Annotated in this window: 10 protein-coding genes and 1 pseudogene; 2 read left to right on the top strand and 9 right to left on the bottom strand. The window is 66.9% G+C overall.

Annotated elements, in window-relative coordinates; genetic code table 11:
- Positions 1-19 precede the first annotated feature (19 nt).
- Positions 20-655: a hypothetical protein gene (locus ACFFBG_RS07005; RefSeq protein WP_375477033.1), complete on the top strand. Its 636-nt coding sequence runs from the start codon at positions 20-22 to the stop codon at positions 653-655.
- Between the two features lie 32 nt (positions 656-687).
- Here the strand turns inward: ACFFBG_RS07005 and ACFFBG_RS07010 are convergent, their stop codons facing one another.
- The 3 genes from ACFFBG_RS07010 to ACFFBG_RS07020 form a co-directional block, all read right to left on the bottom strand.
- Positions 688-2,691, bottom strand: a complete 2,004-nt coding sequence (locus tag ACFFBG_RS07010; RefSeq protein WP_375477034.1) for a thioredoxin domain-containing protein — start codon at positions 2,689-2,691, stop codon at positions 688-690.
- A gap of 1,430 nt (positions 2,692-4,121) precedes the next feature.
- The gene (locus ACFFBG_RS07015; RefSeq protein ID WP_375477036.1) at positions 4,122-6,908 is read right to left on the bottom strand and encodes a glycoside hydrolase family 30 beta sandwich domain-containing protein; all 2,787 of its coding nucleotides are present in this window, start codon (positions 6,906-6,908) and stop codon (positions 4,122-4,124) included.
- A 197-nt stretch (positions 6,909-7,105) separates the two neighbouring features.
- Complete coding sequence (locus ACFFBG_RS07020) at positions 7,106-7,564, bottom strand: hypothetical protein (protein ID WP_375477038.1); 459 nt, start codon at positions 7,562-7,564, stop codon at positions 7,106-7,108.
- A 267-nt stretch (positions 7,565-7,831) separates the two neighbouring features.
- On the opposite strand from ACFFBG_RS07020, the gene ACFFBG_RS07025 reads away from it, so the two are divergent.
- Entirely contained in the window at positions 7,832-8,611 is a 780-nt protein-coding gene (locus tag ACFFBG_RS07025; protein WP_375477040.1) for an ATP cone domain-containing protein, read from the top strand.
- A 417-nt stretch (positions 8,612-9,028) separates the two neighbouring features.
- Here the strand turns inward: ACFFBG_RS07025 and ACFFBG_RS07030 are convergent, their stop codons facing one another.
- The 6 genes and pseudogenes from ACFFBG_RS07030 to ACFFBG_RS07055 form a co-directional block, all read right to left on the bottom strand.
- Positions 9,029-9,301, bottom strand: a complete 273-nt coding sequence (locus tag ACFFBG_RS07030; protein WP_375477043.1) for a hypothetical protein — start codon at positions 9,299-9,301, stop codon at positions 9,029-9,031.
- Entirely contained in the window at positions 9,298-9,804 is a 507-nt protein-coding gene (locus ACFFBG_RS07035; protein WP_375477045.1) for a hypothetical protein, read from the bottom strand. Before ACFFBG_RS07035 ends, ACFFBG_RS07030 begins: the two co-directional genes overlap by 4 nt.
- Before the next feature lie 93 nt (positions 9,805-9,897).
- On the bottom strand, positions 9,898-11,034 hold the full coding sequence (locus tag ACFFBG_RS07040) for a DUF4062 domain-containing protein (protein WP_375477046.1): 1,137 nt from the start codon (positions 11,032-11,034) through the stop codon (positions 9,898-9,900).
- Between the two features lie 713 nt (positions 11,035-11,747).
- Positions 11,748-11,915, bottom strand: a pseudogene (locus ACFFBG_RS07045) (DUF255 domain-containing protein); the annotation flags it as partial.
- Between the two features lie 132 nt (positions 11,916-12,047).
- Positions 12,048-12,452, bottom strand: coding sequence for a VOC family protein (locus ACFFBG_RS07050; RefSeq protein WP_375477049.1), 405 nt, complete (start codon positions 12,450-12,452; stop codon positions 12,048-12,050).
- The gene (locus ACFFBG_RS07055) at positions 12,449-13,858 is read right to left on the bottom strand and encodes a lyase family protein (protein ID WP_375477051.1); all 1,410 of its coding nucleotides are present in this window, start codon (positions 13,856-13,858) and stop codon (positions 12,449-12,451) included. The genes ACFFBG_RS07050 and ACFFBG_RS07055 overlap by 4 nt, the downstream gene beginning before the upstream one ends.
- Positions 13,859-13,865 lie beyond the last annotated feature (7 nt).

A 13,865-nucleotide genomic window follows, 5' to 3' on the forward strand; every position in this document is an offset into this window, starting at 1 on the left:
ACAAGGTAAGGAGCACGACATGAGAAGCGAACGCTTCCAAGAAGACACCGAACGCCGCCAGCGAGGCGGCCATCCCGGACGGCGCGGCCACGGCGGCCCGCACGGCGGCGGGCGCGGATTCCGCGGCGCCGGCGGCTGGCAGCAGGCCGACCTCCCGCCCGCGGACGATGCGGCCGCCTGGTTCGCCGGACGGCTGCCGCAAGACTGGTTCGTCGGCAGCCCGACAGTCTCGGTCGACCGCGACGAGATCCTCGTCGTCGGCAAGCTGCCGGCGCCTGAAGGTGACGACAGCGGCGACACCGCCGCTGCGGCCCAGGGGCGGATCAGCCGCTTCCGCGAGGAGTCCCGCGACGCGCGGATCCGCATCGCGGCCGAGGCGGAGGCCCGCTACGGCCGCAAGGTCGCGTGGGGCGCCTCGATCGGCGACACCACGGCCCTGTTCAGCCATGTCGCCGTGCCGACGATGACGCGCCTGCGCCACGACGAGCGGCGCGTGCTGGACACCCTGGTGGACGCGGGCGTGGCGCGCTCGCGCTCGGACGCGCTGGCCTGGTGCGTGCGCCTGGTCGGCGAGCACACCGACGAGTGGCTCACGGGGCTGCGCGAGGCGATGACCGCCGTCGACAAGCTCCGGGCCACCGGGCCGGAGCTGTAACCCGCCTGCCCGCCACGCGCGGGGACGGGCGCTTACCGGGACGCGAGGGAGCGGGCGAGCTCGTCGACGTCGCTCACCGGCAGGTCGCAGACCATGCCCCGGCAGACGTAGGCGGCCGGCGCGTCGCGCACCAGCGGCCGATCGGCGAGCAGGGGCACGCCCGGCGAGTCCGACTCGCCCGACACGACGACGGCGCCTGGCGGCCGAAGTCGCCAGGCCGTGGCCGTCAACGGTCCGCCGCCGAGCTCGCCCAGCTCGCCGACCTCACCGACCACGGCGACCTGCACCGGCCCGGCGAGCAATCCCTCGGCGACAGCCAGCAGCTGCCCGAAGAACCGCGGCTGCTCGATCGGCAACGCGCCGGCCGAGCGCACCGCATTCTCCGCAGCCACACGGTGCCGCGTCGAGCCGGTTAGGGCGGAGTGCGCGAGCAGCGCCGCGGCCAGCGCGCTCGCGCCGGACGGCGTCGCGTTGTCCGTCGGGTCCCGGGGACGGCGAACCAGCTGCTCGGCGTCGTCGGCGGTGTCGAAGAAGCCGCCGTCGGCGTCGGGCCCGTCGGCGAAGCGGTCCAGCGCGGTGGCGAGCAGCTCCGCGGCCGAGTCGAGCCAGCGCGGTTCGGCGGTCGCCTGGTGCAGCGCAAGCAGCGCCTCGGCGAGGTCGCCGTAGTCCTCCGCGACGCCGGCGGCCGAGCCGACCGCGCCGTCCCGTGAGGTGCGCCGCAGCCGGCCGTCCACCTGATGCAGCTCGAGCAGCAGAGTCGCGCAGTCGACCGCCGCGGCCAGGTACTCCGGCACACCGAGCACCACGGCCGCTTCCGTCAGCGCGGCGATCGCCAGCCCGTTCCAGGCGGTGACGACCTTGTCGTCGCGGCCGGGCTGCGGGCGCAGCGACCGCGCCGCAAACAGCCGGGTCCGGAGATCGGACCATACCGAATGGTCTGGCGGGTCTTCGAGGAGTTGCAACGTGGAGGCGCCGTGCTCGAATGTGCAGTCGGCGGTGACGTTGAAAAGTCGCGCCGCCTCTTCGGAGTCGTCGCCGAGCACCCCGGTCAGCTGAGCGGGCGTCCACACGTAAGTCAGGCCTTCGACGCCGTCGGTGTCCGCGTCCAACGCCGAGGCAAAGCCACCCTCGGCGGTGCGCAGATCGCGCAACAAGAAGTCCGCCGTCTCCCGCGCGATCCGCGCGGCGAACGGCGAGCCGGTGAGCCGGTGCCAATGGACATAAGCACGAAGCAACAACGCGTTGTCATAGAGCATCTTCTCGAAGTGCGGCACCACCCAGGCCGCGTCGACGGAGTACCTGGCGAAGCCGCCGGCGAGCTGGTCGTACATCCCGCCCCGCGCCATCGCCTCGAAGGTCCGCTCGCACATGGCGAGCGGGGCCGGGTCGCCGGTGCGCTCGTGCTGGCGCAGCAGAAACTCCAACACCATCGACGGCGGGAACTTCGGCGCGCGGCCGAAGCCCGCGTTCCGCTGGTCGAACACCGCGGCAAGCCCGCGAGCCGCGTTGTCGAGCTCGACCGCGCCTGGCAGTGACGCTGCGGCTGATCTCGGCGCCTCCATCTCGGCGAGCGCGGACACGATTCGCTGCCCGGCCTGCAGAACCTCGTCGTGGTCCTCGCGCCAGGCGACGGCCACCGAACGCAGCAGCCCGACGAACTGCTGCGGCGGGAAGTACGTGCCCGCGTAGAACGGCTCGCCCGAGACCGTCAATAGGCAGGTCATCGGCCAACCGCCGTGGCCGGTGAGCGCGGTCGTCGCGGTCATGTAGACGGCGTCGATGTCCGGGCGCTCCTCGCGGTCGACCTTAATGTTGACGAAGTGCTCGTTCATCAATGCGGCGATGTCCGGGTTCTCGAAGGACTCGTGCGCCATGACGTGGCACCAGTGGCAGGCCGCGTAGCCGACGCTCAACAGGATCGGGACGTCGCGGCGACGCGCCTCGGCCAGCGCCTCGTCCGACCATTCCCACCAATGCACCGGATTCTGGGCGTGTTGCTGCAGGTACGGGCTCATCGAGCTGCTCAAACGGTTCATCACGACCATGTTCTCAGCCCGCCTCGTTATACACGAAAGTGATCTACGAATTGTCGTGTCACTGGCTGCGTGGCCTGCCGTGTATCACCGTGCTCACCGCGCCGTTTTCGGGGCTGTCCAGGGCCTCGGCCTGCGACTGGCCGCCAGTGGCACTGGCGGGCACCTTGTCAGCCAGCACGGGGACTCGCATAACGGGTTAACGCCGCCGACCCGAACTAGCCGGGATGTTCGCGCGATTGAACCGTCGATCTCGCGCGTGATCAGCTAATCGAACCACCGCGGGGATCGAACTGTATGCCGCGACGTGGAACAGCGCGGACGGGTCCGCGCGACGATCGCCCGGCGACACAGCTCGACCGACCGATCTTCCTTCGCCCGGACGGGCCGCTGATGGATCGGCACTGCGCCAGTCGCATCGTGCGCCGCGTCGGAGTTGACAAACCCATCGGCCCGCACACACCTACGCCACGCCTTCATTACCGCCGCCCCCGATGCCGGCGTCCCGCTGCGGGATGTGCAGGAAGCCGCCTTACTCGCGGAACCGCGTACGACTATGTCGCTACGACCGGGCGCCGGTCTCGCTCGATCGATACGGGACCTACACCGTCGCCGCCTACCTAGTCGACGCCGCCCGGTAGAGGTACGACCGATCGGCGGCGCACCCTACTCGCTTGCGCTGCGTGGCGATCCGCGTAATGCGCACATAGGCCTCGATATGGTGGATCACGGCAATTGAGGTGCCCACGCAGATCGGTTCTAAGGACACCAGTCGGTCGTCGAGCTCGAGCATCCCCTGAGCTCAGTGATTCATTCACACGCGAATGGTTATGCAGGCAGTGCCCCAGGTTCCGTAGTGGTAATCAAAAACTCGGCCACAAACACCGTTGCCGGAAGACACCCAACGTTGAATGTAGAAGAAGTACCCGCTAGCGCACCCAGTCACCTGCCCGTGATACCAGTTCTGAGTCCACGCATCAACAGTGTCGCACCAGGAACCATTCGCGGGCGGCAGGACCGATATGCCGACGACGTACTGGGTGTGGTTCGAGTAGTTCTTCGCGCCGGTCTGAACGACAACTGCAGCGCCATCACCAACTGAGGTAACCCAGGAGTCAGCCGCCGCAGGCGCTGCCTGAACTGCGGTCGCAACTAACAGAACGGCCAACGTTGCAAACACAACGCGAAAGATGTTGGCGTACCTCTTCTTCCGGGCAGGGCACGCACTGCTGCGCTCGAGTACTTGCATTGGTGATCCTTTCGCGAGTGGCGAAGTGGGAAGTACTGGATTCAGAGCGGTTACTCGTTGCACTCGGAATGGCACCCTCCTGTCAGACTCCGAACAATTGGACGCTCGATAATGCGCCCTTCTTGGCAACCGAATCTGCGATGCAAAACGGACCCGATTGTCATGTGTCGCGATCCTTTGACACCTATACACATGTGGCCCAGACACCGTTGTCGTCGGGTAGCTGATTTAGTTCCCAAGCGGTGAGGACATCGGGTCCAGTCGCGCCGTGAGACTTAAGGCAGTTGTAGACGGCGCTCGACGGAGTCCAGTTCCGGTGACCATCGGACGTAACGAGCCACGCAGTCTTCTGCGTGCTCGTGTCGCCTTCCCACTGGACGATGTGTCCGACGTAGCGGCTCGGCGGCCCTTCGCTGGTCCATACGTAGTTCCCGGCCGAGTCGTAGAGGGCGAGCTTCCCGTCGTCGCCGACGACCAGCCACACCCCGCCGGACCCGACGGTATCGCTGGCCCACACGGAGCTGCCGCCGGAATACTCGACGACGTTGCCGTCGGTCTGAAGGACGAGGTCGTCGCCACCGTGTCCGGTGCTCCACAGCGTCTGCCCGGTGTGGTTGGTCAGGGTCAGGTTGCTGCCGGCGAGCTTGAGGGTGGTGCCGCCGGGCGACCGGGCGTAGAGGCCGGTCTGGAGCATGCTGTTGACGCCGATCCGGTCCGTGCCGCACACGGCCCACACGTTGGTTAGATCGGGCATCTGGTCGAGTTCCCAGGAGGTGAGCACGTCGGGCCCCTTGCCACCGCTGGCCTTGATGCAGTTGTAGGTGGCCATGTCGTGGATCCACCGGCGGTGGCCGTCGGGGCCGACGAGCCACGAGGTCTTCTGCGTGTTGGGGTCGCCGTCCCATTGCACGATGTGGTCGACGTAGTTGCCTGGGGTGCCTTCGCTGGTCCACACGTAGTGCCCGCTCGAGTCGTAGAGCGCGAGCTTGCCCGCGTTCGTGAGGACGAGCCATTGGGCGCCGGATCCGGCGGTGCCGCTCGCCCAGACGGGCGGCCCGCCGGCGTATTCGACGAGGTTGCCGTCGTCTTGCAGGATCAGGTCTTCTCCGCCGCGCCCGGTCGACCACCTCGCGGCGCCGCTGGACGTGGTGAGGGTGAGGTTGGCGCCGGTGAGCCGCAACGTGTACTGCCCGTTGCCGGAGCGTAGGTAGAAGTTGGTCTGAAGCATGCTGTTGGCGCCGATGCGATCGGCGCCGCACACGGCCCACACGCCGGTCAGGTCCGGCATCGTGTCGAGCGTCTCGGATGGCAGGACGTTCGGGGTAGGGGCGCCCTGGGCGCGCAGGCAGTTGAACGTGGCGGTGTCGTGAATCCAGCGGCGGTGTCCGTCGGGCCCGACGAGCCACGAGGTCTTCGGGCTGCTGGTGTCGCCGTCCCACTGGACGATGTGGCCGCGATAGTCGGTGCTGTTGGCGCTGTTGAGTACGACGAGGACGATCGTGCCGTCGGTGTTGCGAAACGCGACGGTCTGCAGTGAGCCGACACCAAGGTCGGTCGAGTCGATGCGGACCGCGTCCTTCGCGACGAAGCGGGAGAACTGCGACCAGTAGTAATAGTCCTCTGACGGCGCCCACGCCCCCGTCGCACGGTCGATGCCGATCATGCCGCGGCACGTCGCGCAGCCGCCGACATGCGGTTGACCGTCCGTTCCCTGCGCCAGCGACCAGTACAGCGACCCCTTCGCGCCGTACCGGATCGGGCCGAGCAGATCGTACCGGACCTCGTTGACGAGGTTGACCGCCGCGTTGTTGCTGTTTACGAACCCCGAGCATTCGGTCATGTACACCGAAATCCCGGTCATCTGCGTGCTGTACGCCGTCGGGTTGCCGTCCCGGTTGTAGCAGTGGTACCCCACCGCGGAGATAGCGCCCCCGGAGCCGGCGATGACCTGCTGCGGGAAGGTGGTCGGGGCGGCGCCCGGCGCCGCGCCCTCGTCGTACCAGTTGTGGTCCCACGCGAGCAGGCGGGTGCCGCCGCCGACCGCGGCGGAGACGTAGCGGGCGAGCGAGGCCTCCTGGTCGGCCGTCAAGTTCATGGTCGGGTAGTCGGGCGCGCAATGCTGCGGCTCGTTTTGTAACGACAGCAAGTCGACGGGCACGCCGGCGGCCTGGTAGGCGGTGATGAACCTCGCTAGGTACTGCGCGTACACCTGGTAGTCGCTCGTAACCAGCGTGTTCCCGAGCCCGCCACAGCTGCCGTAGAAGGAGTCCCCGACCTTCATCCACGCGGGCGCGCTCCACGGCGAGGCGAGCACCGTCGTCCCCGGGGACAGTTGGCGTGCCGTCCGCAGCAACGGCAGGATATTGGTCTGGTCGTGCGCGATGCTGAACTTGCTCAACGACATGTCCGGTAGCGGCGAGTCGTCGTAACTCTGGTACGGCGTCGCCACCAGGTCCGACGCCCCCACCGGGACGCGCACGAAGTTCAAGCGGGCGCCCGATGCCCCGAACAGCGACGACATGATCGCGTCACGGCTCGGCGAGGTGTTGATTAGGGTCGCCGCCGAGTCGGTCATAGCGCCGCCGAAGCCGGTCATCGTCTGGAACGTCCTACCGGTGTCGACGCCTAGGTGCGCCGACCCGGCCGGGCTGGTCGACGACACTGGAACTGGGGGCTGTGGGGTGAGGCGCTGGTCGAGGATCGTGCCGCTGGTGCTGGTCAGCCACTCATTCACGCTCGACGCACCTGGCGTCCACATGTACGTGGCCACCGAACTGGCCGGCAGCGTGCTGTTGAACTGGACACCGCCGCCGGAGACGTGGAACGTGCGACCAGCGACCTGGGAGGCGACGAGCTGCGCGGACTTGTCGATGTCCCGGTGACGGGCCGGAGCGTTCACGACGACGAGCGCGGTCAGCGCGGTGCCGGTCGCGAGTGCGAAGCGTGCGGCGCGTGCGGTCGAGTTGCCCATCGTGTTCTCCGTCTGTCGATGGTCGCTCCCTGGAGGGGGCGGCGGTCATGTCGTCCCGCGTGGTCCCGACGGCGACGAAGGCGCGTTCGCATTGCTGCGCGTGTCGAACAGGGACGGTGCCGAGGGAGGGGTTTGGACTGTCCCTCGGTGCCGTCGTCGACGGATGAGTCGATCCGAGCCCGTTGTTTTCGCGGATGTCACACGCGGATCGTGATGCAGGCGACGCCGCGCCAGTGGGCCCAGTAGCTGTGTCCAGGCCATGACTGCTGGATGTAGTACCACCGCCAGTAGGACGCGCAGACGCCGCTGCCGGATGGGACCGAGCTGTTGACGTAGAACCACTGGCCGCCGCAGCCGTTCGTGCGGTAGTAGTAGACGTTTCCTGCCCACGCCTCGACGGGGTCTCCGGCATCGCAGTATCCGGGGTCGTAAGCGTCGGTCATGTAGATCCATCCGACATACTGGGTGTGGTTGCTGTAATTCTTGTTTCCGGTGTAGACCGTGATGTGGATGCCGTTGCCGCCGGCGCCGTTGACGGTGTCGGCGGAGGCGGGGGTGGCGAACACGGCGAGCAGGGCCAGGAACAGCATGCTGATGACGGTCGTGCTGATGATCCGGAATCCGGTGTGGCGACTCCTCGCCTGGGTTGCGTTCATGGTGGTCTCTCCTTAGCTGCTCTGGGTTTGGGGGCGGACCCCGTCTTGCGGCCTAAGAACAAGGTAAGGACATGTAGCCGGAGGGCAAGGTTTGGCGGCTATAGATCCATATATGCGACACGCGGCGACATATACGCCAAACACCAGTCACATCTTGGTATCGATGCATATCTGTGCGAACCTCGCATCGTGGATTGCCCCAACCCTGACTGCCCGGCGCCGGGGACGAAGCAGCAGGTCACCCAAACGAAGCCGACACTTCGCGGCGTGGAGCGCAAGCGTCTGTGCCCGGCGTGCCGGTCGACGTACTCGACGCTGGAAACGCTGGATCGCCAGACGATGACGGTTGTCAAGGCGGACACTCGCCAGGTGCCGTTCGACGAGAACCGAATTTTCCAGAGCGTCAATCAGGCGACCGACAATTGGCATTCGCCCGATCAGGTGCGTGCGCTAGTCCGCGCTGTGACCGACCAGCTGTTTGGGTCCGCGGGCGCGGTCTCGGTGCGGTCCGCCGAGATCGGCGAGGCGGTGGCGGCTCACTTGAAGATCCTCAACCCGGTCTCGCATATCCGCTTCGCACTCGCGTTCGTCGGCAGGCTCGACCACCGGGGCGACGGCATGCAGGACGCCCGCGCGTTTCGTAGGTGGATGCTTCGCGAATATCCCCATCTCGAACGCCTGTCGCCGGCCGCCGGTCTGTCATCGGTGTACAAGATCCGGTCCGGATCCCGGCAGCGGTTCGATCGCGAGAAGCTGAAGTCCTCGGCGTTGATCGCCTACAAGGGTCGGGGTGCCGCCCAAGAGGTCGATCGGCTAGCGTCTGATGCCACGAACGCCGTGATGCGCTCGCTCGGCGGCCAGCCGCTTGTGACGACGGGGCAGATCGCCGCAGAGATGATGCGGTACCTGCGCTCGCGCGACGACATCGCCTACCTTCGCTACGCGAGCGCCGCGAAACAGTTCAGCACGGAGAACGACTACGACGCGGAAGCGATCTCGCTCGCGAATGAAAGGCGCGAGTACGCAACGCGCACTAGAGCGAGGTAGTTAGCGCGTGTGATTGGTATCCAGCTCTACCTCGGCGTCATCAATGCCAACGTCGACGGCTGAGGCGACGAGCTGGAATTCGGCGGCCCCGCGAGATTCGGGCGTTACAGCAGGGGATCCGCGTCCGGCGACTTTGTCTGCGGCCGGAGGGGCTGAGATCGCGCATATCGCTGACATCGTGTCGCTCTTCAACCGCCAGAGGTGGCGCGAGATTCGGCAATCGGGAGCATGGCCCGCCGCGAACCAAAGGCCCGACGGCGCGGACCGTTCGTCGCGAGTGTCGGCAACCGGGGCGGCACGTCGAGACTCGGCGGTACCGTCTGACGTCACAGGCGTGTCGCGACACCCGCCCGCCTTCGATGCTAGATCTGCGCCGTCAACTCGGTAGTTGCGCCGCACGACCTTCCGGCGCCATTGCTACGCCTCACCAGCAACCAGGTATGCAACTTGATCGATCAGCCGGTCCTTCGCCGCCGCGGCTGCCTGCTCGAATGTCGGTAGCGGGTCGGTCTCGAACACTGTGCGGTTGGCGAGCACCAGCCGCCCCTTCCATTGATCCGGATCAACCGCGGCGCACACCACCTGAATCGAAAAGCGGAGCTGGTAACTGGGGTCATGGTTGAACGTGGCACCCGGCTTGATCTCTGTGCCGCCGATGAAGCGTCGCGAACTGAACCCAGGTGTCATCATCGTGCAGGCGTTTCGCGTTTCGTGACGAGGCCACGACGGAGCAACTCGATCGCCACGGGAATATTGGATCGTGCGGCGCGCGTCTGCGGCAGTTCGAGGACCGCGCCGTCGGTGAGCGTTGCACTAATCGACCCCAGTGTCGGGTCCAGCTCGCCGAATTGTCCGGGGGTCCAGTCGATGTCGTCTCCGGCCAACGCGAGTTGCGTGACGTCACTGAACGGCCGGATGGTGACAAGGGTGGTGGCTTGTCCCGAGCTGGTGCGCTGGCGTGGGTCGATCTGATGCGATCGGCATTCGATGATCAGCTCGTCCATGAGGACGATGATGCACGCGTCCACCATCCCAGGTTCGTCTGGGAACTGTACGTCCACGTACCTCGCGTCCGCAGCATTGGCGAGCGCCGCCAGCCGGTACGGAATGTGGACGGGGAGCGACGTAAGCGCGCCGCTCTCGCGCAACCGCCTCGCCCACGCCTCGGCCTGGTCTCGATCCGGCAATGTCATAGCGATCATCATGCGACGACCCATCAAGGTCTGATGTCAGCGGATGGCTCGTGGTACTCCTACATGCTTCCTGGGGCCACGCCGGCGTCGGTTCTACCTCCTGCGTCGAGTCGCCTCGATCAAGGCATGTGCGAGAGGACGCGCCGCCTCGACGGCGCCGGTGCCGAGCGCGGCGATGCTCACGAGCTCGTCTGGCGGTAGGTGCAGCGGTTCTTGGCTTGTTGACAGGAATGTCGCCTGCGAGCGCGGCAGCTCCGTGACGCGGCCCGACGACAGCATCGAGATGTTGTCAATGCCGACTGCGATCGCAACCGCCTCTCGGTCGATGAGGTTGAGGGACCCGACCATGCGAAGCAAGTCGGCGAGCTGAACACTCAGGTCATCGGGGTCGACCACGGAACCCATCGTGTCGGCGGGAAGCGAACCCCAGATCGAGACCTGACCATCTCCGGCTACGCGCAGTCCCGTTACGCCGGTCGGATAGACCCGCTGCAGACCAGCACGACCCGAAGGCGGAGCCGCCGGTATCGCGATCAGCAGCGACCCGTCCTCGGATTGATTGACGTGGACAGGCTGAGCATCGTCGACCAAGCCTGCTGAACGCACCCGCGCGGCCAGCACGGGCGCCAACTCACCCGTCTGCCTGGCTGAGCGGGGTTGAGCTGGCTGGCCGAGCACGTGCAACTCAAGCTGGGCTTGCAGTGACGACGCGTAGCGCGAGTTGGCCTGCGGGTCGAAGTCGCGACGCCAACCCGGTGTGACTGGCCCGTTCAGCGGCGACCATGTGAGCGGCCGCGGGGCCTTCTCTAGTTCCCGGATGGCGGCCGCGACCTTGGTCAGCAGATCGGCAGTCGATGTGAACGAGTTGTAGAAAACTCCGGATATGTAGTTCGAGATGGATCGGTAGAACTCTCGCTGGTCGTCGTCCATCTCGACGCCGTCCTTGAGGAAGACCAGCCTCGGTATGCCCGTTTGCTGCGCAGTGACCCATTCGTCGTGGGTCGGGGATTGGCCCGTGTCCTCAAACCGGTGGCCGTAGTGGGGGCCGATCAGCAACACATACGCGTCAGCGGCCTTGACCCCGTCCACGCACGCTTGCCGTGACGGCACGGACCGAGTCGTGAAGTCTTCGAACGCGAGCGGCGTATGTCCGAGCGCAGTGATCAGCCCCGGAAGCGCGTCGCGTTCCTCGTCCAGACCGCGTCGGACACTGCTGATGAAGACCTGCATAGCTCAATCATCCTCGATGGGGGTGACACTTCCGGCGGTACCGGACGTATCGGCGTAGTAGTAGCTCGCCGTTGCCCGGATCGGGTCGGCGGGGCAACCGAACGCTTATGTTTCGTAGGCGCTGCAGAATAGTGCGGTGGCTGGGGACTCGATCCGATCCGCCCCCTGGAGAAGGCGTTCGACCGCTTGCGGCTGGCGTTTGGTGCCCCTGCTCGTTCGGTTGCTGGATATCGTCGCGCGTGTGACGGATCCGCGAGACGGTGTTGATGAACAAGGCCGAAACAAGGTTGGCCGGACGGTGAGCGTTCGGGGCAAGCAGCCTGGGCTTGTGTTGGAGTGGGGGGCGAAACGTCGGCACGCCGTCGAAGTACGTCTATGCCGCGGTGATCATGTTTCCGGATGGCGAGATTGCGCTGTGGGACTGCACGCAGACACGTTTCTCGACTAGCCGTCGCCAGCCACGCGGCGCTCTGGCTCGGCACACTCTGCGCTCGCCCGCATGCGCGACACTCGCCGACTCTTGCGCGCGGCCCGTGTCGCTAACCCTGTGCCAGATCGGTTCGCGGCGTCCGCAGTGATACACGAGAGTAATACACGAGACCCCGGAAACGGTGTCCAACGGCGATCTTCAGCGTCCTAACGCGTCACATACAGGCCAATGATTCCCGGGCCTCCGAGCACGCAGGCCCCGTCTTCTGGGAGGCGACCGCCTCGTTGCACCAGTGGCAGGCCGCGTAGCCGACGCTCAACAGGATCGGGACGTCGCGGCGACGCGCCTCGGCCAGCGCCTCGTCCGACCATTCCCACCAGTCGACAGGATTGTCCTTGTGCTGCTGCAGATAGGGGCTGGTCGAGGCCGCGAGCCGGTTCACCTGCTCCATGATCCCCGCCGTCCTGGGACGGCGCAGCAGGGTCTCGTGATACACGAGACCGAAGGGGATGCCGACGATTTCGCCGCGGCGGCTGAGCAGACATCAGGCGCTGAGGACGGCGAGGAGAGGTCACGCCCAGCGCTATGCGAAATGCTGCACGATGCAGAACTCGTGCCCCTCCGGATCGCGCATGACCAAAACGACGCCCTCGTCGTAATCGTGTCGTTCACCGGACCACGTGCCGCCGAGTTCCTTGACCTGTCGCTGTCCGGCGTCGATATCGTCGACTTGAATATCGAGATGAATTCGGACCTTGGTGGTCTTTGCCTCGGGCACCCGCTGAAAGGTCAGGCGCGGCTGCTGGCCGTGCCGAGACCCCACCGTGGCCCAGTCCGGGCCGTCGTGCTCGCTGGTGATCGGCGTGTTCAGCAGGGAACTCCAGAAAGATGCCAGGCGGGTGGGCTCGCGGCAGTCAATGGTGATGCCAGTGAGCCGGTTCGCCATGCCCTCGAGATTGCCACGATCGGCGTTGATCGCGGAGTTCAACGGGTGGTGGCGAGATCTTCGATCGGCGTGACTTGGCCGACAAGGGCGGGTGTGGCGCGCCAGAGCTCGACCGACCGAGTCGCGATGGCGTGCGCCTCGCCGAGATAGTCCTCGACGGCCATGGCGGACCCGGACGTCAGATGGGCGATGGAGTTGTCTTCGGCGACTTCCGCGATCGTGTCGGCCAGCGTCCGCCCGGTGCCGCGGGCGCGTTCGGCCGCTTCGTAGACGAGGTCGTGCGCCCGCTCCCGGCCGAGGGCCTGCGCCAGGCCGATCATGTGGGCTTCGGCCATCACCAATCCGCCGTCTAGTGCGAGGTTCGCGCGCATCCGTGCCGGGTCGACCCGCAGGCCCTCGAGGATCGTGCGGGTCTGGCGTAATGCGGTGCCTGCCAGGACGCCCAGCTGGGGGATCACATGCCATTCGATCTGCCACTCCCCTGCCGCGCGTTCGTGTCCTGCCTCCTGCATGCGCAACAGGGAGGACGTGAGCGAACCGGCGGCGCCGGCGGCGCCGATGACGATCTCGGAGGCGATCGGGTTGACCTTCTGCGGCATCGTGGAGGACGCGCCGCGGTGGCTCTCGAACGGCTCGAACACCTCGGCGACTTCGGTCCGCGACAGGTCGACGATGTTTCGGGCGAACTTGGCGCACGCCGCGGTCATGGTGGCGCACAACCAGCCGTATTCGGCGACGCCGTCGCGATCGACGTGCCACGGCATTCCTGAGTCTCGCAACTCGAGCAGGCGGGCCGTGCTGGCCCGTATCGCGCTCGCACTGGGTCCGAGCGCCGCCGCCGTGCCGCCGGCCCCGAACAGCGAGACGCAGGCGATGCGCGGCGCGGCCTGCGCCAGCCGTTCACGGTGGCGGGCGAGCTGCGCCAGCAGGGTTCCCAGGGTGGCGCCGAAGGTGGTGGGCACCGCCTGCTGCGCGTGGGTTCGCGCGGCCATGACGGTGTCGGCGTGCTCTTCGACCCGTGCCGCGAGCGCGTCGCCGACAGCGCCCAACTGCCGGTCGAGCGCCGCCAGCGAGCGGATGAGCTGCAGCGCCAACCCGGTGTCCATGATGTCCTGGGTGGTGGCGCCGTAATGCACCCTTCCGTCGGGGCCCGAAGGCAGCGCGGCGGCCACCTGGCGTACCAGCCCCAGAACGGGGTAGCCGACGACGCGGGCGGTGCTCCACAGCGCCGCGGTGTCGATGCTCTCGGCGCGGGCGGCTTTGACGATGGCGTCGGCGTCGTCGCGGGACAGCACCCCGTGCTCTGATTGGGCGAGCGCGAGCGCGCGTTCGGCCGCCAACCAGCTCTCGACAGCGCTGTCCTCGCCGAAGATCTCCGCCTGGTCGTCGTCACCGGCCAAGCGGGTCAACAGCGAGAACGGCGAACCGTGGGCGAGTGCGGCAGGCACGGCGACG

This window comes from uncultured Jatrophihabitans sp. (assembly GCF_964251945.1).
Lineage (GTDB): Bacteria > Actinomycetota > Actinomycetes > Mycobacteriales > Jatrophihabitantaceae > Jatrophihabitans.

Excerpts from the sequence above, each read along its gene's own strand:
- ACFFBG_RS07005 (WP_375477033.1), top strand. The coding sequence starts at position 20 with ATGAGAAGCGAACGCTTCCAAGAAGACACCGAACGCCGCCAGCGAGGC.
- ACFFBG_RS07010 (WP_375477034.1), bottom strand. The coding sequence starts at position 2,691 with ATGAACCGTTTGAGCAGCTCGATGAGCCCGTACCTGCAGCAACACGCC.
- ACFFBG_RS07015 (WP_375477036.1), bottom strand. The coding sequence starts at position 6,908 with ATGGGCAACTCGACCGCACGCGCCGCACGCTTCGCACTCGCGACCGGC.
- ACFFBG_RS07020 (WP_375477038.1), bottom strand. The coding sequence starts at position 7,564 with ATGAACGCAACCCAGGCGAGGAGTCGCCACACCGGATTCCGGATCATC.
- ACFFBG_RS07030 (WP_375477043.1), bottom strand. The coding sequence starts at position 9,301 with ATGATGACACCTGGGTTCAGTTCGCGACGCTTCATCGGCGGCACAGAG.
- ACFFBG_RS07035 (WP_375477045.1), bottom strand. The coding sequence starts at position 9,804 with ATGACATTGCCGGATCGAGACCAGGCCGAGGCGTGGGCGAGGCGGTTG.
- ACFFBG_RS07040 (WP_375477046.1), bottom strand. The coding sequence starts at position 11,034 with ATGCAGGTCTTCATCAGCAGTGTCCGACGCGGTCTGGACGAGGAACGC.